The organism is Micromonospora deserti (assembly GCF_003236335.1).
GTDB classification, from domain to species: domain Bacteria; phylum Actinomycetota; class Actinomycetes; order Mycobacteriales; family Micromonosporaceae; genus Micromonospora; species Micromonospora deserti.
This window is the reverse complement of record NZ_POUB01000100.1, coordinates 1-19567: the sequence shown is the minus strand read 5'-3', so window position 1 is coordinate 19567 and position 19567 is coordinate 1. Positions and strand designations below refer to the sequence as shown.

At 69.7% G+C, this 19567-nt stretch carries 12 protein-coding genes and 2 pseudogenes; 8 read left to right on the top strand and 6 right to left on the bottom strand.

From position 1 onward, the window contains the following. The first annotated feature begins 192 nt into the window (after nt 1-192). Nucleotides 193-351 carry a hypothetical protein gene (locus C1I99_RS32795; RefSeq protein ID WP_158554074.1) on the top strand — a complete coding sequence of 53 codons (159 nt, stop codon included), beginning with the start codon at nt 193-195 and terminating at the stop codon, nt 349-351. Between the two features lie 210 nt (nt 352-561). Here the strand turns inward: C1I99_RS32795 and C1I99_RS15955 are convergent, their stop codons facing one another. Then, on the bottom strand, nt 562-1248 hold the full coding sequence (locus tag C1I99_RS15955; RefSeq protein ID WP_233512529.1) for a hypothetical protein: 687 nt from the start codon (nt 1246-1248) through the stop codon (nt 562-564). A gap of 397 nt (nt 1249-1645) precedes the next feature. Here C1I99_RS15955 and recD2 point away from each other — a divergent pair, with 397 nt between their 5' ends. Continuing rightward, nucleotides 1646-3850 carry an SF1B family DNA helicase RecD2 gene (gene recD2 / locus C1I99_RS15950; protein WP_233512528.1) on the top strand — a complete coding sequence of 735 codons (2205 nt, stop codon included), beginning with the start codon at nt 1646-1648 and terminating at the stop codon, nt 3848-3850. 151 nt (nt 3851-4001) lie between these two features. Here the strand turns inward: recD2 and C1I99_RS15945 are convergent, their stop codons facing one another. Then, on the bottom strand, nt 4002-5072 hold the full coding sequence (locus C1I99_RS15945; RefSeq protein ID WP_233512527.1) for an ATP-dependent DNA ligase: 1071 nt from the start codon (nt 5070-5072) through the stop codon (nt 4002-4004). 1024 nt (nt 5073-6096) lie between these two features. On the opposite strand from C1I99_RS15945, the gene C1I99_RS15940 reads away from it, so the two are divergent. Next, nucleotides 6097-7221 (top strand): hypothetical protein, encoded by a 1125-nt coding sequence (locus tag C1I99_RS15940; RefSeq protein WP_111135006.1) that lies wholly within the window; start codon nt 6097-6099, stop codon nt 7219-7221. A 179-nt stretch (nt 7222-7400) separates the two neighbouring features. On the opposite strand, the gene C1I99_RS15935 is transcribed toward C1I99_RS15940, so the two are convergent. After that, nucleotides 7401-11768, bottom strand: a complete 4368-nt coding sequence (locus tag C1I99_RS15935; RefSeq protein ID WP_233512526.1) for an ExeM/NucH family extracellular endonuclease — start codon at nt 11766-11768, stop codon at nt 7401-7403. 77 nt (nt 11769-11845) lie between these two features. Then, a pseudogene (locus tag C1I99_RS15930) lies at nt 11846-12000 on the bottom strand (acetyl-CoA C-acetyltransferase); the annotation flags it as partial. A gap of 34 nt (nt 12001-12034) precedes the next feature. Here C1I99_RS15930 and C1I99_RS15925 point away from each other — a divergent pair. Both C1I99_RS15925 and C1I99_RS15920 read left to right on the top strand, forming a co-directional pair. Next, nucleotides 12035-12139 (top strand): annotated as a pseudogene (locus tag C1I99_RS15925) (carbohydrate ABC transporter permease); the annotation flags it as partial. 984 nt (nt 12140-13123) lie between these two features. Further along, entirely contained in the window at nt 13124-14692 is a 1569-nt protein-coding gene (locus C1I99_RS15920; RefSeq protein ID WP_111135005.1) for a pectate lyase family protein, read from the top strand. A gap of 332 nt (nt 14693-15024) precedes the next feature. On the opposite strand, the gene C1I99_RS15915 is transcribed toward C1I99_RS15920, so the two are convergent. Continuing rightward, a complete protein-coding gene (locus C1I99_RS15915) occupies nt 15025-15621 on the bottom strand; it encodes a helix-turn-helix domain-containing protein (RefSeq protein WP_111135004.1) in 597 nt (198 codons plus the stop codon). A gap of 78 nt (nt 15622-15699) precedes the next feature. Between C1I99_RS15915 and C1I99_RS15910 the strand changes: the two genes are divergently transcribed. From C1I99_RS15910 to C1I99_RS15900, 3 genes are all read left to right on the top strand, one after another. Further along, entirely contained in the window at nt 15700-16674 is a 975-nt protein-coding gene (locus C1I99_RS15910; protein WP_111135003.1) for an NAD(P)/FAD-dependent oxidoreductase, read from the top strand. A 49-nt stretch (nt 16675-16723) separates the two neighbouring features. Beyond that, nucleotides 16724-16978 carry a putative antibiotic biosynthesis monooxygenase gene (locus C1I99_RS15905; protein ID WP_111135007.1) on the top strand — a complete coding sequence of 85 codons (255 nt, stop codon included), beginning with the start codon at nt 16724-16726 and terminating at the stop codon, nt 16976-16978. A 421-nt stretch (nt 16979-17399) separates the two neighbouring features. Then, nucleotides 17400-18743 (top strand): jacalin-like lectin, encoded by a 1344-nt coding sequence (locus C1I99_RS15900; protein ID WP_111135002.1) that lies wholly within the window; start codon nt 17400-17402, stop codon nt 18741-18743. A gap of 346 nt (nt 18744-19089) precedes the next feature. Here the strand turns inward: C1I99_RS15900 and C1I99_RS15890 are convergent. Further along, a partial coding sequence (locus C1I99_RS15890) for an amylo-alpha-1,6-glucosidase (protein ID WP_369122442.1) occupies nt 19090-19567 on the bottom strand: 478 nt, incomplete at its 5' end.

The following is a 19567-nucleotide window of genomic DNA, read 5'->3' as shown; positions in this document are numbered from 1 at the left end:
CCCGCATGAAGACCTTCAAGATCCTGCGGGACTATCGCCGCGCCGCCAAAACATTGGCCGACACCGCTTCCGGCGTTGCCAACCTCCACAACATCATCCTCGCCGGATGACGCCGACACCGTTGAACGGCAACGCGTTCACCGAGTTACGAGACATCCTTTAGGTGCAGCATCAGGGGGTAACGGGGTGGCCGTGAGGGCAGCCATGTGGTGGCAGGCGTTCAGGGCCGTTTTCGCCGCTGCCCGCCGACGCACGCCAGCACAGGAGGAAGCGTTGCGGGCGGAGCGGGCCCGTGGTGTGGACCGGCTCGGCCGCGACGTGGTGGACCGGAACGGCGGCGAGGCCGAATGACGATACTTCCCATGGTCACGCCGCGGCACGCCCCTGCTCGCATCCGGTCCAGGGCCGGGGGCGCGTGGTAGGCCTCGACGTGGACGCCGTCGGGCAACCGTGCGACCGATTTGATGCCGAGCAGGGGCGCCGAGGCGGTGACCTCGAGCAGCGTGCCGTTCTCGGGTTCGGGAAGGACGGCTTCGATCCGGCCGGCTGCCCGGAGTTGTCCTACTCGGGTGAGTTGGCTTGCCGGCGGCGCAGCGTACGGATCCACCCTTGGGCGGTGTGCCGGGGCACGTTGTAGTGGTCGGCGACGGCTGCCACGCTGCCCGCCTGCTGGTATACCGACTCAAGGTCACCCGGTGACCGCCGGTACGCACGTCCCTTGTCCTTGGACGTCTCGCCCTTCCCCGTCTGCTTGGTGGTTTTCCGGGCCGCGCCTGTGGCCTTGGCGCCCGGTACGGCCCTCCGCCCACCCGCTCGGGTCGCACCGGCGGCCTGGGCCTTCGCCCGTGACGCCTGCTTGGGAACAGCGACCTCGGTCGCGTCGCTGTTCCCGGGGCTGGCCGTAGCCGGTTCAGTGGCGGTGGACGTGGTTGTGGCGACAGGCTGGGCCGCCTCGGTGCCGCCGGGCTCCGCAACGGCACCGGATTCGCCTTCTGGAGCGGTCTCCTCGTCGGCTGCGGCCGCGGGCGACACGGTTATTGCCTCCTGCCCGCCGACGGCAGGCGTGACCGCCTTCAGCAGCAGGTCCAGGTCGACCGCGGGAATCTGGCCCGGGGTCAGCCCGTCCCCGTCACCGGCGCGTACCACCAGTTCGGTGATGCGCGCAGTCGTTCCGTCCAACTCGACCGCCAGCGTGGTGGTCGCTCGGCTGGGATCGTCTGCGGTGATAGTGATGGTGTAGGAACTCACGGCTTGCCTCCAACGTAGGGAAAAGGTCTTGTCACCTCTCGCGTGAACCACCCACGGATACGCGACAGGGAATTGACCTTCCACATGCGGTTTTTCGGTGATCGAAGGTAGAAGCTATCGCACGCCTGTAGCTGCCACTCAACGCATCAGCCAGCAGCGCCTCGACCCGAGGCGAGGTGATGCTCGCCGGCCGCCACCGACCCTCGGCGTATTCGGCCATGGTACTGCGGGCAGGACCACCGGCCGCCTGTGGTCATTCCTCACGGCACCCAGTCTGTTACCAGTGGTGCGCATATGCCAGCCCGCTGCGCCTCCGGTCCAGGGACCCGTTCGCGGTTCCCGGCAGGCGGCTTGGGTGGGTGTCGGCGCCGGATCGGCAGGCGGCACGATGTGAGGCGTGACCACGTCAGCCCGCCCGCCGCTTGCCGTCCTGGACGCGGTGCTCGAGCGGCTGACATACGTCAACGAGGAGACCGGTTACACCGTCGCCCGGGTGGCCACCGACCGCAGTTCTGAACTGTTGACGGTGGTCGGCGCGTTGTTGGGCGCGCAGCCTGGGGAGAGCCTGCGGCTGCACGGACGGTGGTCGTCGCATCCGAAGTACGGCCGGCAGTTCGAGGTCGACTCCTACACCACCGTGCTGCCGGCCACGATCCAGGGCATCCAGCGCTACCTCGGCTCCGGCCTCGTGAAGGGCATCGGGCCGGTGTTCGCCGAGCGGATCGTCGCCCACTTCGGCCTGGACACGCTGCGGGTGATCGAGGAGGAGCCCGCCCGCCTGGTCGAGTTGCCAGGGCTGGGGCCCAAACGCACAGCGAAGATCACCGCCGCGTGGGACGAGCAGAAGGCCATCAAGGAGGTGATGGTCTTCCTGCAAGGCGTCGGCGTTTCCACGTCCCTTGCCGTGCGGATCTTCAAGCAGTACGCCGACGCGTCCATCGACATTGTGTCGAAGGAGCCGTACCGGTTGGCTGCCGACGTGTGGGGCATCGGGTTCAAGACCGCAGACACCATCGCACGATCCGTCGGCATTCCCCACGACAGTCCACAGCGGGTCATGGCCGGGCTGCAGTACACCCTGTCCGAGGCCACTGACAATGGGCACTGCTACCTGCCGGTCGAGCAGCTCGTCGCTGACGCCACGAAGATCCTCGACGTGCCTGGCGACCTTGTCACCGGCTGCCTCGACACGCTTGTCGCCGACGAGGGCGTCGTCCGCGAAATCCTCCCCGGTGGGGACGGGGAACCGGTGCAGGCGGTCTACCTGGTGCCGTTCCACCGCGCCGAGCAGTCCCTTGCCGGCTCCCTGCTGCGCCTGCTCAACGACCGGGCCGATCGGCTGCCCCACTTCACCGGCGTCGACTGGGCCAAGGCCCTGGCCTGGTTGAAGGCGCGCACCGGCACGGACCTGGCACCCGAGCAGGAACAAGCCGTCCGCCTCGCCCTCACCTCCAAGGTTGCCGTGCTGACCGGCGGGCCGGGCTGCGGCAAGAGCTTCACCGTCCGCTCCATCGTCGAACTCGCCACCGCGAAGAAGGCCAAGGTCACCCTCGTCGCCCCGACCGGCCGCGCCGCCAAGCGCCTGTCCGAGCTCACCGGCCACCCCGCCGCCACCGTGCACCGGCTGCTCCAGTTGCGCCCTGGCGGGGATGCCTCCCACGACCGGGACAACCCCCTCGATGTCGACCTGCTCGTCGTCGACGAAGCCTCCATGCTCGACCTCATCCTCGCCAACAAACTCGTCAAAGCCGTCCCGCCCGGCGCGCACCTGCTCCTCGTCGGCGACGTCGACCAACTCCCCTCCGTCGGCGCCGGGGAAGTCCTACGCGACCTGCTCGCCGCCCCCACCATCCCACGGGTGCGGCTGACCCAGATCTTCCGCCAAGCCGCCCAGTCCGGCGTCGTCACCAACGCCCACCGCATCAACGCCGGCAAACCGCCCCTGCTCCAGGGACTGCCGGACTTCTTCCTGTTCGCCTGCGACGACACCGACGCCACCGCCAACCTGACCGTCGACGTCGCCTGCACCCGCATCCCCGCCAAGTTCCAGCTCGATCCGCGCCGCGACGTGCAGGTCCTCACTCCCATGCACCGCGGCCCCGCCGGCGCCGGCGCGTTGAACACGCTGCTGCAGCAGCGGCTCACCCCGCACCGCGACGGCCAGCCCGAACGGCGCATGGGCGGGCGAGTGTTCCGGATCGGCGACAAGGTCACCCAGATCCGCAACAACTACGACAAGGGCCAAGCCGGCGTTTTCAACGGCACCCTCGGCATCGTCACCGCGCTCTCCATGGAGGAGCAGACCCTCACGGTACGCACCGACGAGGACGAGAGCATCGACTACGACTTCGACGAACTCGACGAGCTCGCCCACGCCTACGCCATGACCATCCACCGCTCCCAAGGCTCCGAATACCCTGCCGTCGTCATCCCCCTCACCACCAGCGCCTGGATGATGCTGCAACGCAACCTGCTCTACACCGCCGTCACCCGCGCCAAACAACTCGTCGTCCTCGTCGGCTCCCGCCGCGCCCTCGCCGCCGCCGTCCGCACCGTCGGCGCCGGCCGCCGCCACACCGCCCTCAACCACCGCCTCACCTGACAGTGGATCGAGCACGTGCACGATTCGGACATGCAGGACCGACACCAGCCCTACCCCGGCAAGGGCGATGGTCAGGATGGCGAAGCGGTCGGACGCCGCCCATCGCGCGAGCACTCCACCGGCTACGTTGCCCAACAGGTGACCCAGCCCGTCAGCCGGTCGCCATCCCAGACGGGTCTTCGTCCTCGCCGAGTAGCAGCGGCACGTCGTGGACCGACATGTCGGGTCGGACCCTCGCGTATCGCACCCGGTGGCGCCATCGATGGTGCTCGAACGCCACGTCGGTGTCGATCTCCGTTACCACACTCGGCTCCACCTGCACGTACGGCAGCGGTTCGGGCCGGTCGAGCTGGCCGGACCAGGATGCGGGCAGTGGCTGTGGCCACGGGTGGGCCACGCCGCCGCGGCGCGGCAGCCGCGGCGGCGCGAGCAGTGCGGCCAGCTCCCCGGCCTGACGGGCGGTCAGGGGATGGGAGCGGCCGGTGTACCGCAGCCGCCCGTGCCCATCGAATCGGCCCAGCAGCAGGGTCTGCGGGTTGGTGATGCTGCCGGTCACCCCTGCGACGATGGCGTCGGTGACGATCCGGGTCCGGAACTTCGCCCAGCCTCGCCGGCCGGGCTCGTACCGGCCGTCGAGGCGCTTGCTGACCACGCCCTCGATGCCTGTCGCGACGGTCCAGTGCAGCAGCCAGTCCGACACCTGCCGCATGTCGGCCGTCTGCGGGGTCAGGGTGAGCTGCGCCGGGACGTCGGCGAGCAGCCGTTCGAGCCGGGCCCGGCGCTGCGACAGCGGCAGGTCCAGGATCACCCGGCCACCGGCGTCCGCGAGCAGGTCGAACAGCACGTAGTGGGCAGGGCGCTCGTGTGCCAGGCGCAGCAGGGCACGGCCGGCGGTGACGCGTCGCTGCAACTGGGCAAAGTTGGTCCGGCCGTGCTCCCAGATGATCAGCTCACCGTCGAGCACCACCCCCGGCGGGATGGCCGCCCGGATCGCCCGGGTGATGTCCGGGAAGTAGGTGGTCAGGTTCCGGCCCGCCCGCGACTGCAGATACACCCCGCCGGTCTCGCGGAAGGCGAGCGCACGCCACCCGTCCCACTTCGGCTCGTGCACCAGGTCCGGGCCCTCGGGTACCACGTCGACCGGCGCCGCGAGCATCGGCGCGACCGGCCGACGCAGCACCGGTTCCGCCCCGGCGCTCGCCCGTGGGCGGGCCGGAGTCACCTCCAGTCCCAACCACGCCGGCCGTCAGTGTCGCTCATCTTCCGCCCCCCACGCCATCGTGGGAGGAAGGTGGGCTGCCTGGGGCGGAGATCCGCGACAACGAATACGAGGGGGCGCAGCACGGTCGGCACTACGCCAGGCAGCGAAGGGGGACGCCGGTCATCCCGCTGCCCGAAGTTGCCTCCCCGGACCGCCCCTGCTGCGACACGCTGTGTCAGCGGCCGGTTGGGGAGGGTGCGATGGTCCATCCGCACACGGGCCGGTAGGTGGCATCCGCCCTCCCGCTGACCGCGCCCGGGTTGTAACGCTCCGGCGGTTGGTGTCGCCATAGCTGGCGAGCATTGGTGATCTTGTTTACCGGGCTCACCGTCGACCGCTCGCGGCACGCCACCCATGCTTGCCGCCGCCTCGGCGCGGGCGCGATCACCCGGCGCACGGCCGTCAGCTCGACGCAATGACAATCACGAAGGTCAGCGGCCACCGCCTGGTTTCCGATGCCTCGCTTACCAGGCGCTTTCGGCTCGAGTCGCAGGTCCGCTGACGTCCAGCGCAGACCGTACCCGGGCCCTGACCAGGGGAAACCACATCCCCTGCGCGGTGGACACGGCCTCGCCCGTCGGGCGAGGCCGGCCGGTCGACAGCGCTGATCGACGGCCGCATACCGGACCAGGATTGGGCCTCTCCGTTTCATGCCTGAAAGCCCGGACGACCCGGAACCGCAAGGATGTAACGCACCAGCAACGGCCAACGCCTTTCGATGGTGGAAGGACGGGTGACCCGCCCGACATCACCATCCGGGACTCAATCATCCGCCACATGGCCGGGTCGTCTGTCGTCTGTTCGCGGGGGCGGGTGGACTTTTGGCCGATGGTACGTAGATTGATCTAGCTGTCCGCACCTGTGTTCTCCGAGGAGGCCGGCGACTGTGGCCGAGAGGTCGACCGCTCGTTCCGCCGATGGGGCCGCTCGACACCACCATGACCCGGCGAGTGGCTTAGACAGCTGGATCTCTCGGCGGTCTCGGTTGGCAGCAAGTGATTCGGACACGTACTACGAGCGGCGGGATGCTGGCGCGCCGCAGTGGCGCAAGGACGTGTCGGACCCGTACGAGGAGTCGTACCAGCCCGAGAACGCCTACCGGGAGCACGAAGGGCGGCCCGCAAGGCACCGGCAACAGCAGTACGAGGATGAGTACGAGCAGTACGACGGAGCCTACCCTCAGCACGCGTACCGGCGGTCCGGTCCGCTGGCCTACCTCGACCCGGCGTATGACGAGCCCCACCAGACCTACCGGTACGACGAGCACGACCCGTCCCATCGGAAGGATCGCCGGGCCCAAGAGCCGTACGGACCGATCGATGCCAGTTCGGTCCACACGGACGCCGCGCAGCAGGAAAGGTATGCCCAACCGAAGGCGGACTGCGCCCACGAGGAGTACCACCCGCACGACGATTACGCCCGCCGCAAGGAGTACCGCCACGAGGAGGCCGGCGCACAGGACACCGAGGCGGGCGAAGGCCGGCGGCCCCGAAGGAAGCACCACCGGGAGCTTGGTGCCGGCCCACGGCCGGCCAGCCCGCGGCGGGGCTGGCTGATCCCGGTCGGCGGGCTCGCGTTGGGGGCGCTGCTCTGTGCTCTGGCGCTCATGTGGGGTTCGGCCCGCCCGCCGGAAGGCGGGCTGCCGCTGTCGGCCACCACCCGGCCGGACCCGCCTGAGGAGCCGCGTACTCCCCCGGAGCTACCGTCGGCGCTGCCCATTTCCGCGACGCCGCGCAGCTCCTCCGCCACGCCCAGTGTCACACCGTCGGTCACACCGTCCGTCACGCCCAGCGCCACACCGTCGATTACGCCGTCTGCCACGCCGACCCCGACGCCCACCGTGGCCACGCCGACGCAGACCCGGAGCTCGGGCCCGGTCCTGCTCGGCCCATCGAGCGCCCGCGAGGTGGCGAACATGGTCCAGCGGTACTGCGATCGGTACACCGGGGGCTCAGCGGAACCCCGCAACGACGGCCGTTGGCAATGCACGTTGCTTCTCTCCACGTCCATCGTCGACATGGACGTCGCCTGCCGCGACACCTACGATTCGGCCGCCTACGCAAGGACGTCGAATCCTGACGATCCGTATGCCTGGCGGTGCTACCGCTGATCATCCGCGCTCCGGAACTGATGCCCGATCTAGAGCTCAATGGCGCGACGCCACCGGGCCGGCCGCGCGACGGTGCCGACTACGGCACCCATAGCCGACCGGTCGGGGCGCTGCCGGCGTCTTACGACGAACCGGGGGCGGCGCGCTGCTGCGCGCCGCCCCCGGTTGTCAACTGCCGGTCAGAGCTTCGCGCACTGCCCCGTGGCCGGACCGCTTACCGTGTTCGGCCGGCCGTCGTTGCCCGGAGCCGGGTCGTTACCCGAGCAGCCGAGCGGGCCGCTGATGGTGTTCTGGGCAACCAGCACCGGCTCGCCGCCGGTGTTGCCGCTCACCAGCACCGGGCCGCTGATGGTGACGTCGTCCAGCGACACACCACCGGTGTTGCCGGTGAGCGAGACCGGACCGGTGATCCGGCCCTTCTCGACCACGACCACGCCGGTCGCGCCGGTCACCATCACCGGACCGGACACCGTGGTGCCGGAGAGGGTGAACAGGACCGGGTTGGTCGCCCTGACCGGGCCGGAGACCGTGCCGCCGGTGCTGATCAGCGACGCGCCCCGCGCGACGGTGACCGGGCCGGAGACGATGGCGTTGTCCAGGCAGGTCACGCCGGCGGTGACGGTCAACGGCCGGCTGTAGCGGCCGGTGATCGTCGTGGTGCACTCCGGTGCGGGCTCGCCGACGGTCGAGCGCGGCGCGGTGTCCGCAGTGACCGGCGAGTTGGCGGCGAAGTACGCCGTCAGCATCGTCAGGTCGTTGTCACCGGTGGTCACCACGTCGGTGCCCTTCGGCAGGGTGACGAAGTTGTCGCCACCCGCGGCGAGGAACGAGTTCATCGTCACCCGGTACGTACCGGTCGGGCTGATCGGGGTGCCGTTCAGCTTCATCGAGGTGATCCGAGAGCCCCGCGGCGCGTCCGGGAGGTACGTGTAGCTGAACCCCTTGGAGACGCCGAGCCAGAGCACCGGACGGGACGCGCCCGCCGGCTGCCACTGCTCCTCCAGCACCTGCTTGATCTGGGCGCCGGTGTAGGTCCTGGTCACCACGTCGTTGGCGAACGGCTGCACGGCGAACGCCTCCGCGTAGGTGACCACCCCGTCCGGGGCGTACAGCAGGTCGGCCCGCAGACCTCCCGGGTTCATGAACGCGATCTGCGCCCCGCCCCGGCCGGCGTCCTTCGTGCCGGCGAGCTGCACGTCGGCGATGAAGTTCCCGAGCACCGACTCCTTGCCCCGGTCCTCCGCGCCGTTGGTGTAGGCGCGCTTGATGTCAGCGGTGATCGAGCCCAGCGGTCGCTGGCCCAGCTCCGCGGCACGGGTCTTCGCCGCCGCCACGATCTCCGCCACCGCCGGGTCCTGCGGCGCGCCGACCACGTCGACCAGTTGCGGCTCGGCGCTGGTCACCGACTTCGTCGCCGGGTCGTACGTCAGCGACACCCTGCCCAGCTTGAGGCCGTAGTCCTCGGCCTGCAGCACCGGCCGCAGCTTGTCGGTCCCGGGGACCGGCACCTTGAGGGCGTACGGCTGGTGGGTGTGACCGCTGAGGATCACGTCGATGGTCGCGTCGGCGCGGGTGTACTTCCCGAAGACCGGGTCGTTCGCCAGCTCCTCCGCGGAGTCGATGTTCTCCTCGGCGGCGCCCTCGTGCGCGAGCAGGACCACCACGTCCGCCTCGCCGTTGGCCGGGTCGCCGTCCTTGAGCTGGCCGGCGACCGCGTTGGCCTCGGCCACCGCGTCGCGGAACTCCAGGCCGGCGATGCCGTCCGGGCTGACCAGCGACTTGGTCTGCTCGGTCACGACGCCGATGAAGCCGAGCTTGACCCCGCCGACGGTGCTGATCGAGTACGCGGGCAGCGCCCGCTCGTCATCGCGGTACACGTTGGCGCCCAGGTACGGGAAGTCGGCCCGGTCGGCGACCCGGCCGGTCAGGTCGGCGATGCCTTGGTCGAACTCGTGGTTGCCGACCGCGGAGACGGCGAGCCCCATCGCGTTGAGGGCGTCCAGCGTCGGGTTGTCGTCGTCGATCGCCGAGATGAACGTCGACGCCCCGATGTTGTCACCCGCCGAGACGAAGGCGGTGTTGGGGTTCTGGGCACGCAGCTGGTTGACCAGTCCGGCGAGCTTGGCGGCGCCGCCGACCGGCTGACCGTTGACCGTGGCGGGCGACTCCAGCCGCCCGTGGAAGTCGTTGATGCTCAGCAGCTGCAGGTCGACCGGACCCGCGGTGGTCCGCAGCCCGACAACGATCGGGTTGTGGTCGCTGGCCCGGTACTGGTTTGGCGCGTAGAAGGCCGGGTGGCCGTTGTACTGGAAGGCGTACGACTCGTGGGAGTTGATCTGCCAGACGTCGACGCCGGTCACCCGCGAGGCGAGGGACGGCGACGCCACCGCGTGGTCCAGCGAGCCGGACTCGCCGGAGAAGACGTAGCTCGCCTTGCCCGTGGTGTTGAGGTCGACGTACTTCGCGTCGTAGAGGACCTGCATCGGGTCCTCGTGCGTGTAGGCGTTGAAGTCGCCGAGCAGCAGCACGTTGTCGCTGCCGCTGTCGGCCTTGAGCTGATCGACGAAGGCGACGAGCGAGCGGGCCTGGCGGACCCGGTCACCGTTGAAGGCGCCCTGGCCGTCACCGGCGTCGGCGTTGTCACCGGTCCCCGAGCCGCCCTTCGACTTGAGGTGGTTGGTGACCACGGTGAAGGTGAGTCCACCGGCCTTGAAGGTCTGGGCGATCGGCTCGCGGGCGTTGAACCAGACGGTCTCGTCGTTGAGCGCCCGCGGCTCGCCCTGCGGCCGCACCTTGGCGGGCTTGAAAATGATCGCTGTGGTGATGACGTCCTGCTGCGCGACGGGCGGCAGCGTCGCCGGGTAGCGGACGTAGTCCCAAGTGCCGGCACCGGCCGCCGTGTTCAGGGCCCCCACCAGGCGCTTGAGCGCCTGCTGCGGGTCGTCCGCGTTGAACCGGACCGAGTTCTCGATCTCCTGCAACCCGATCACGTCGGCGCCGAGCGCGTTGATCGCCGTGACGATCTTCGCCTCCTGCTTGGCGAGGCTGGCCTCGTCGGCCGCGCCGCGGGCGTCGCCGCCGAAGTGGACGAAGTAGTTCAGCACGTTGAAGCTGGCCACCTTGACGTCGCCGCCGACGTTCTCCGGTGCCGCGGTACGCGGGTTGGTCACCTTGAACGTGGTCCGGCCCGCGGGCGGGGTGTCCGCGTTCACCGGGGTGGTGGGCTGCATCCGCCACTCGTTGAAGCCGTACGACAGGACCGTCGGGCCGAACGCCTCGACGTGGTCACCGACCCGTACCGGGTTGGTCGGCGACAGGTACGGCGGCAGCAGCCCGGCGTTACTCAGGTTGGTGGTCCTGCCGTCGTCGAGGAGCAGCCGCCGCAGCTTGTTGTCGGCCGCGATCTGCTGCGCCTGCGGCGTACCCGGACGGGCCAGGTCGGTCGGGATCGGCGCGGCCTTGTCACCGGCGGCCAGCACGACCTCGCCGAACCGGTTGAGGTTGTAGACCTCGGAGACGGTGAACTGGCCGACCGGGGCGACCAGCATCGACTCGACCGACTCCCGGCCGGCCGCGTCGAGCGGCAGGCTGAGCGGCACCGGTGCGGGCAGCGCCACGCCCTGCTCGCAGACCTGCACGTCCGTCCTGGCCCCGATGCTGATCTGGGTGAGGCCGTTGAACTCGTTGGCCGTACCGCTGACCCGGACCCGGTCGCCGACGGCGAGGGACGGGTGGTTGGCGGTGTTGCCGGTCAGGTAGACGAAGATGCCGGCGGAGGCGGTACCGGCGGCGGGCGCCCGCCCACCACTGCCGGCCGTCTGGAGGTAGATGCCGTTGTAACCACCGGTGCGGTGGTCCGCGGTCACCACACCCTCGACGGTCACCCGGGCTCCCGCCAGCGGCGTCGCGTCGCCGGTGCCCTGGACCTCGCCGATGGTGTGGTCGACGGTGACGGCGCAGCCGATCGGCTCCGGGTCCGGATCGCCTCCGCCACCGTTGATCGTGCCGAAGGTGTTCGGGGCGGCATCCCGCCAGGTGCCGTCGACCTTCTGCAGGGAGTGACCGACCGGCGTGGTGGACGTCTCCGCGACCCCGATGTCGGTGCCGGCCAGACCGTTGGCCGGGCCACCGACCGCGGTGAAGGTGCCCTCGTAGGTGAGGAACTCGGCGACGGTGCCGCCCGGTGCGACCAGCGCGATACCGTCCGGCGAGCCGTTCTGGATGCCGTCGACCGGGTATTCGGCGACGATGACACCGGCGGCGGGGACGGTGCCGTTGAGGGTACGGGCGTTGTAGGCGGCGCCACCGTTGCCGTTGTAGAGGACAATCTGCCAGCCGGACAGGTCGAAGCCGACCGGCGCCTGGACCTCGATCGCCTCGCCCGAATCGGTGCCGGCGTTGTCGTAGTGGAGTTCGCTGATGAACGGTGTGGCGGTCGGTTCCGCGGCGACGGCCACGCCGCCGCTCGTCAACCCGAGCGCGGCAGCGGCGACCAGTACGCCCGCCACGCGCAGCGGACGGCGCCGCTGTCTGTCGTGGGTTTTCACGATTGAGCCTCCTGACGGGGCGGTTATCGCCGCGCAGAATACGGGTGACAGGTGTCGTCGTGAAAGCCGCAGGGTCTCGTAACAGCGAAGCTGGCCTGATCGGCCGTTAGCGGGGAGCCGTTGACGTTGAGCTTCTCCCGGTCGATCGACCCGAGCGGAGCTCCAGGCCGAGCCGGTCCGTGCAGAACTCCGGAGACTCCCGGGCGACCGGGGTGGCCAGCACCTGCGACGCTGGCGGTCAGTCAGGGCACGCGGGCGACCACCCTCGGCCCTTCGCCGGCCTCACCATCGCCGTGGTGCCGGTGATGCTGGTGTACGCGGCCTTCCAGCGCCAGGTCCAGTCCCGCCTGACCGCCGGCCAGCTCACGTAGCGCGCCCGATCGCCGTCCGGCTCACACGCCTGAACCCAGGCGGCCGACCCGCTCTGAGAGCACGCTGAGGACGACCTCGGCCGGGACGAGCCGAACTCGGCTCAGGCCAACCCACGGCCAAACTGACCTGCGGGAATTGCAAAAAACCTGCAAACACCAGCTCTTGCATTCAGGGAAACCGCTTTCCTACGATTGGGTTTCATCGATGTTTCATTCTGGAGCCGGGGCGGGGCATATCGGGCGGTGCCACTAGCGGGTCCGGGCAGCACGGCGGTGTCCGGCGCCGCTCTCACAGCATGGGAGATTCTGATGAGACTCAAACCGTTCATGGCGGCACTGCCTGCGCCCTCGACGTAGTCCTTGCCCTGCCGCCGTCCGGGGCGGGCCGCCGCATCGCTCCACGGCGAGGCTGAGAGTTCGCCGGTGGTCTGCACCGGCACGATCGACAGCAACACCACGGGTCGTCCCGGTAGAGGCGGCGCCGCGGCACCTGCGCGACTCTGCGCAAGAACCGCTATCGATCAAACGAAGGGTATGCGCCCTAGCGAGACGCATCGCGCTGTGCATCGCAGTGTCGACGGCGACGGCTTCTCGTAGAGCAGATCCACCGGTGGCTGGCCACTTTGCTGGCTCCGGCGGTCGCTGCGTAGGCGGCGCCGCCTAGACGACCTCGGATCACTCCGCCGCGACGGCGAGTGCTCGGCCTCCTGCTTCAGCCGACGCCTTCGACGCAACCGTGGGCGGCAGCACGACGGGCGGGGCGGGCGGAGCAGGTCAGGGTGACTTCGCGGCCGGCGCTGACGGCCTCGAAGGTCCAGGCCACAGCGAACCGCCGACCCGATCCACATCGAGAAGAGCACCCACATCCGGGTCGACCAGCGACCTGCCCAGCGACAGGCGACAGGTCGGCAGTCTGGACGGCCCGCCGAAATGAATTCGGTAGTAGCAGCAACACCCCGTGTTCGAAAGGAAGGTGAGGCGAGGATGAGACGACCAGTTGCACTGCGACTCCTGGCGGCGCTGGCCACGACGGCCATCGCGGCCGCGATGGGTGTGGCTCTGTCGATACCCCAGGCATCGGCGGCGTCCGGCAGCGCCACCGGCTACGCGACCCGCAACGGTGGGACCACCGGTGGTGCGGGCGGGCAGACGGTGCGGGCCACCACGGGAACCGCGATCCATGCGGCCCTGTGCAATCGGGCCAGTAGCAGCACCCCGATCATCATCCAGGTTGAGGGGACGATCAACCACGGCAACACCAGCAAGGTGTCGGGCAATAGCTGCAACACCGCCGACGACGTGATCGAACTCAAGCAGATCAGCAACGTCACGATCATCGGGGTCGGCAACGGAGCCGTCTTCGACCAGCTGGGCATCCACATCCGCGAGGCGAGCAACATCATCATCCAGAACGTGACCGTCCGGAACGTCAAGAAGTCGGGCTCGCCCACGTCCAACGGTGGTGACGCCATCGGCATGGAGAGCACCGTCCGCAACGTCTGGGTCGATCACGTCACCCTGGAGGCCTCCGGTGGGGAGTCGGAGGGGTTCGACGGCCTCTTCGACATGAAGAACAACACCCAGTACGTGACCCTGTCCTACAGCATCCTGCGCAACTCCGGCCGCGGCGGCCTCGTCGGGTCCAGTGAGAGCGACCGCTCGAACGGCTTCATCACGTACCACCACAACCTGTACGAGAACATCGACTCCCGCACCCCCCTGCTGCGTGGCGGCATAGCGCACATCTACAACAACCACTACGTGAGCCTCCACGAGTCCGGCATCAACTCCCGAGCCGGGGCCCAGGCCAAGGTGGAGAACAACTACTTCAAGAGTTCCAAGGACGTCCTCGGCACCTTCTACACCAACGAGCGCGGCTACTGGCAGGTCAGCGGCAACATCTTCGACAACGTGACCTGGTCCAGCCCCGGTAGCGAGAACTACCCCGCCGGCCCCAACCCACAGTCCAACACCACCGTCAGCATCCCGTACTCCTACCGCCCCGACGGGGCCGGCTGCGTGCCGGACATCGTCCGCCAGACGGCGGGCGCCAACAAGGGTCTGAAGGTGTCGGACGGCAACTGCTCGCCGCAGACACCGACGGCGACCCCGACCAGCCCCACCACAGGGCCAACCACCCCCACGCCAGGACCGACCAGCCCTACCCCAGGGCCGACCCAGCCCGGCGGGACCAACCTCAGCATCGGGGCCGGCTCCGACGGCTCCAGCAAGGCCAGCGGGACGAGCTACGGCAACGTGCGGGACGGCGACATGAGCACCTACTGGTCGCCGACCGGCTCGACCGGTCACATCTCGATCAAGTGGGGTTCCAGCACGACGGTGTCCGCGATCGTCATCCGTGAGGCGTCAGGATCCGAAGGCACCATCGGTTCCTGGCAGGTCATCAACCACGACACCGGCGCCGTCCTGACCTCCGGCAGCCGGGCGGGCGTCGTCACCTTCCCGCCGACCTCGCTGCACAAGATCACCTTCAAGATCACCAGCTCGGCCGGGACGCCGAAGGTCGCCGAGTTCGAGACCTACGCCAGGTAGCAGCAGTCCCGCTGTCTGTCCGCGACCGGCACCCCCCGGAATCGCCGGGCAGCAGCAACCCACCCGGCCTCGGCGGCGCGACCGCCACCCACAACTGTCCGCCCGGAGCAGAGGCGGGGGCCGTCAGATGCGACGGCCCCCGCCCCTTGGCCCCGGCCTGCCTCGCTGTGGCAGCTCGGTTCGACATGCGATCGGGCTGCCCGGCGCGCGCGGCGGGTGGGACAACGACGACGGGCCAGCCGACCGGGATCTCGACGGGCGCGGGCCACGGCGCCGGCACGCGCGTCGGTGGGCAGGCGCGGCACGCGATCTGGCCGGTCGACGGTGCACCGTCAGTTGCCGGCTTGGGGTGAGCGAGGCTTGGCGCGTACGTGCATGCGCTCGCCCTGGCGGCCGAGGATGCTGAGGATCTCGACGGGGTGTTGCCCGGTGCTGCCGAACCAGTGCGGCAGTCGGGTGTCGAACTCGGCCGCCTCGCCGGGGCGGAGCACGAAGTCGTGCTCGGCCAGGACGAGGCGGAGCCGTCCGGAGAGCACGTAGAGCCATTCGTAACCCTCGTGGACACGCAAGTCAGGCTCGGTCTGGTCTACGGGGATGATCACCTTCCAGGCCTGCAGGGAGCCGGCTTGCCGGGTCAGCGGCAGCACCGTCCGGCCGTTCGCCAGGCGGGGTACGAGACGTACTCGCGGGTCACCGACCTCGGGTGCGCCGACGAGCTCGTCCAGCGGCACCTGGTGGGCCTGCGCGATCGGCAGCAGGAGTTCCAGGCTGGGCCGGCGTTGGCCGCTCTCCAACCGGGACAGGGTGCTCTTGGAGATGCCGGTGGCCTCGGCCAGCGCGGTCAGGGTGACGCCGCGCTGGGTGCGCAGGCGTTTGAGGCGGAGGCCGACCCCGGCCAGGGCGGCGGCGATCGCGGGCGGGTGATCCATGCCCCATTCCACCCCGCTCTTCCCAGAAATGGCAACAATAGTTGCCGCATCCGAGCGGCCCGCAGCAGCCTGGGTGCCATGAACGAGTACGACGTCGTGGTGGTGGGCGGCGGCCCCGCCGGATTGAACGCCGCCCTGGTGCTGGCCCGAGCCCGGCGCCGGGTCGCGGTCGTGGACGCCGGCCGGCCCCGCAACGCCCCCGCCACCCACCTGCACGGATTCCTGTCCCGCGACGGCATGCCGCCGCAGGAGTTGCTCACCGCCGGTCGGGCCGAGGTGACCGGGTACGGCGGTCGTTTCATCGATGACACCGTGACCGGCATAGAACGTGGCTTCCGGGTGCACCTGGCGACCGGAGGAGCACTGAGCGCCCGGCGCGTCATCGTGGCCACCGGCCTGCGCGACGACCTGCCCGCGATCCCGGGCCTCGCCGAGCGGTGGGGCCGGGACGTGCTGCACTGTCCGTACTGTCACGGCTACGAGGTCCGTGATCGGCCGCTCGGCGTGCTGGCCGGTACGGCGGACGCGGTGCAGCACGCGCTGCTGGTGCGGCAGTGGTCGGCCGACATGGTCTTCTTCGCGCACACCCACGACCTCACCCCGAACGAGCGGGAGCGGCTGACCGCGCGTGGTATCCGCATCGTCGAAGGCGTTGTGTCGCGGCTCGTGATCGACGGCGACCGGCTCGCCGGGGTCGAACTGGACCGGGGAAGCGTCGTCGCCCCGGCGGCGATCTTCGTCCGGCCCCGGTTCGTGCCGAGCAACGGCCTGCTCACCGGCCTCGGCTGCCAGGTGGACGACAACGGATGGGTGGTCATCGACCAGATGGGCCGGACCAGCGTGCCGGGCATCTGGGCCGCGGGCAACGCCGCCGACCCGCGCGCCCAGGTCATCACCGCTGCCGGCGCCGGATCGGCCGCCGCCATCGCCATGCACGCCGACCTGGTCGACGAGGACGTCCAGCGCGCCGTCGCGGACGCACGCCCGTTCTCGGAGGCGCTCGAACGGCAGGTCACCGAGGTCGTCCTCACCGGCCGCCGCCACGGTCTCTGAGCCCACAACCACCGCTGAATGACCGACAACCACTGTGAAGGAGCACCTCATGTCGGAGGACTCGCTTCCCCGCCCGCCGATGCGCGTCGGGCCGCCGCCCCGGCATCACATGGCCGTGATGATCTGGCTGGCCGTCTTCCCCACGCTTACCGTCCTGCAACTGCTACTCGGCGACCTGCTCCGCGACACGCCGACGGTGCTGCGCACCCTGGTCCTGGCCACCGTCGCGGTGCCGATCGTGATCTACGGCCTCCTGCCGCCGCTGCAACGCCTGCGTAACTACCTGATCAGCCGCCGAGAATGAGTGAGTGGCATCCGCTTCCACGAGCCCGAGGCGACGCTCGGATCACCGCAGCCCGAACCGGCCTGCGAACGACCCGAGCACCCCTGCCAGCACCCGCTCCCAGGCAGCAGGGTTTACGCCGCTGCGGCACACGGCCACGCCAGATCTCACCGTGTGTCCACAACACACAGACGATCACGCGGCGGCCGCCTCGCGGCCACCCCGCCCGACCAGCGGGATCTCAAAACGGCGGCTGCCGTACCAGTCGGGGACCGCCCACTACGAGATCAACAACTCGGGTGCTGGCCCATGGCGACCTACTACCAGGGATCGACTTCTCGCATCCGGGCATTGTTCATGAGGGGGTAGGGTGGCCATCATCGTCGCTCGTCAATGTGAACCTCGGGTCCGTCCGGGCCCGAGCTGACGGAAGGGGCTTCCCATGCAGGTGCTGGCTGGGATACGGCGGGTACGCCGCTGGTCGGTGGCCGTCGCGGCGCTGCTCGGTGTGGCCGGCGCGCCCCTGAGCGTGCCGGCTTCGGCGGCTGCCGCCGTGACCAGCGGGACATTCTCGGTGCTGACGTACAACGTTGCCGGGCTGCCACTCGGCCTGTCCGACTCCGATCCGGAGGTCAACACGCCCGTGATCGGGCAGCGGGTGCGCGGCTACGACATCGTCAACGTGCAGGAGGACTTCAACTACCACGCGGCGCTCTATGCCAACGACGATCATCCGCACCGGACGGCGACCAGCGGGGGCGCCGGCATCGGCGATGGGCTGAACACGATGTCGCGGTACCCGTTCGCCGACTTCGTCAGGGTGGACTGGGATGCCTGCAACGGTACGGACTGCCTGACGCCGAAGGGTTTCACCTTGGCCAGGGTCCGGCTCGCCGAGGGCGTCTACCTCGATGTCTACAACGTCCACACGAACGCCGGCAGCACCGATGCCGACCTTGCCGCGCGCCGCGCCAACATCACGCAGCTGTCGCAATACATCAGCGGAAACTCCGCCGGCAACGCGGTCGTCGTGATGGGCGACACCAACACCCGGTACACGAGGGCCGGCGACAACATCCGGGACCTGACGACGGCGAACGGACTGACCGACGCCTGGGTCCAGCTCGTCCGGGGCGGCACGCCACCAGCCGCCGGTTCTCCTGCCCTGGTGTGCGACGCGACGGCTCCGACCGACGCGTGCGAGGTCGTCGACAAGATCCTCTACCGCGGCAACCGCTTCGTGCGGCTCTCGGCGACCCGGTACCACAACGACAACGCCGCGTTCCTGGACGGCGCGGGCGCACCGCTGTCCGACCATTTCCCGCATACCGTCCAGTTCTCCTGGACGCTGAATTCGGCGCTGCGACTCAGCGACCAGTTCGGCGGCCCCCACGGCACCTCGTTCACCGACGTTCCGGCACTGCCCGCCGCTCCACAGGTCCGTTCACTGCACCTGCGTGGCGGCGCACGGCTGGACCAGGTGGGGATCACGCTGACCGACGGTGCCACCCTGAGCCACGGTGGCACCGGCGGCACCGCCCGCGTGCTCACCCTCGGCGCGGGTGAGCACCTGACCCGCGTGCGGCTCGCGTCGGGTCGGAAGGACGGCCGCACCAGGATCTTCTTCGCCGAGTTCGGCACCGACCTCGGTCGGGTACTGGCTGCCGGCACGGTGACCTCGACGACGGTGACCTACACCGCGCCGGCAGGCTGGCAGATCGTGGGCTTCCACGGCCGAGCCGGCAGCGAGGTCGACAAGATCGGGCTGGTCTACGCCCCGATCTAGACGCAATGCCGCCTGCAGATTCCTTCCACCATGCCGCAAGCACCGCATCACATGATCGCGCTCCTGCCCGCCGCCGGGGCCGCCGCCGTGCGACCCGCCGACAGGCGCGCGCACATCCGCGGTCGTCCTTGACGTTCTGCGGCAGCTGATCTCCTCGATGGTGTCGGTGCCCTGGGTGACCACAACAGCGTCCACGCCGCCGGTCGCGATGCGGTCGCCAATCAGGCGGCGAGAGCGGTGAGGTCGTCGAAGCCGAGCGAGGCGCCGGCGATTCGCGGAAGGTCCGGACCGCACGTCGGTCCCGCCGCCGCCGCCCGCCGCTACGCCCGACAGCCCCGAACCCGGCCTAGACGCGTAGTCGCTTGCGGCCGCCCGTCCGGAGACCGAAGGCGTTGGCTCGTCCCCAGCGGCCGGGGATGTCGATTAGTTCGATGCGCTTGATGGAGGGTGGCAGGACGGGGTCGGTCGCGAGGTGATTCTCGTGGGGGTTGAGGCCGAGCATGGTGCGGAGGAACAGTAGTGGCGCTCCGGCGGACCAGCCTTGTGGGCTGCACGCGGTCGGATATTCGACCGGGTAGTTGGTCAACGCGCGATCGTAGCCGGCGAAGGCCTCGGGGAGGCGGCCTTGAAAGTAGGCTGACGCCTGGATGACGGCCTCGGCGATGCGTGCCGCCTCTTTTTGGAAGCCGTAGCGCCGCAGCCCCCAGGCGATGATGGAGTTGTCGAACGGCCAGACGGTGCCGACGTGGTAGCCGACGGGGTTGTAGCGGGCTTCGGTGTTGGCGAGGGTGCGGACGCCCCAGCCGGAGAACATGGCGGGGCTC

Excerpts from the sequence above, each read along its gene's own strand:
- C1I99_RS15915 (WP_111135004.1), bottom strand. The coding sequence starts at position 15,621 with ATGGATCACCCGCCCGCGATCGCCGCCGCCCTGGCCGGGGTCGGCCTC.
- C1I99_RS15910 (WP_111135003.1), top strand. The coding sequence starts at position 15,700 with ATGAACGAGTACGACGTCGTGGTGGTGGGCGGCGGCCCCGCCGGATTG.
- C1I99_RS15905 (WP_111135007.1), top strand. The coding sequence starts at position 16,724 with ATGTCGGAGGACTCGCTTCCCCGCCCGCCGATGCGCGTCGGGCCGCCG.
- C1I99_RS15920 (WP_111135005.1), top strand. The coding sequence starts at position 13,124 with ATGAGACGACCAGTTGCACTGCGACTCCTGGCGGCGCTGGCCACGACG.
- C1I99_RS15900 (WP_111135002.1), top strand. The coding sequence starts at position 17,400 with ATGCAGGTGCTGGCTGGGATACGGCGGGTACGCCGCTGGTCGGTGGCC.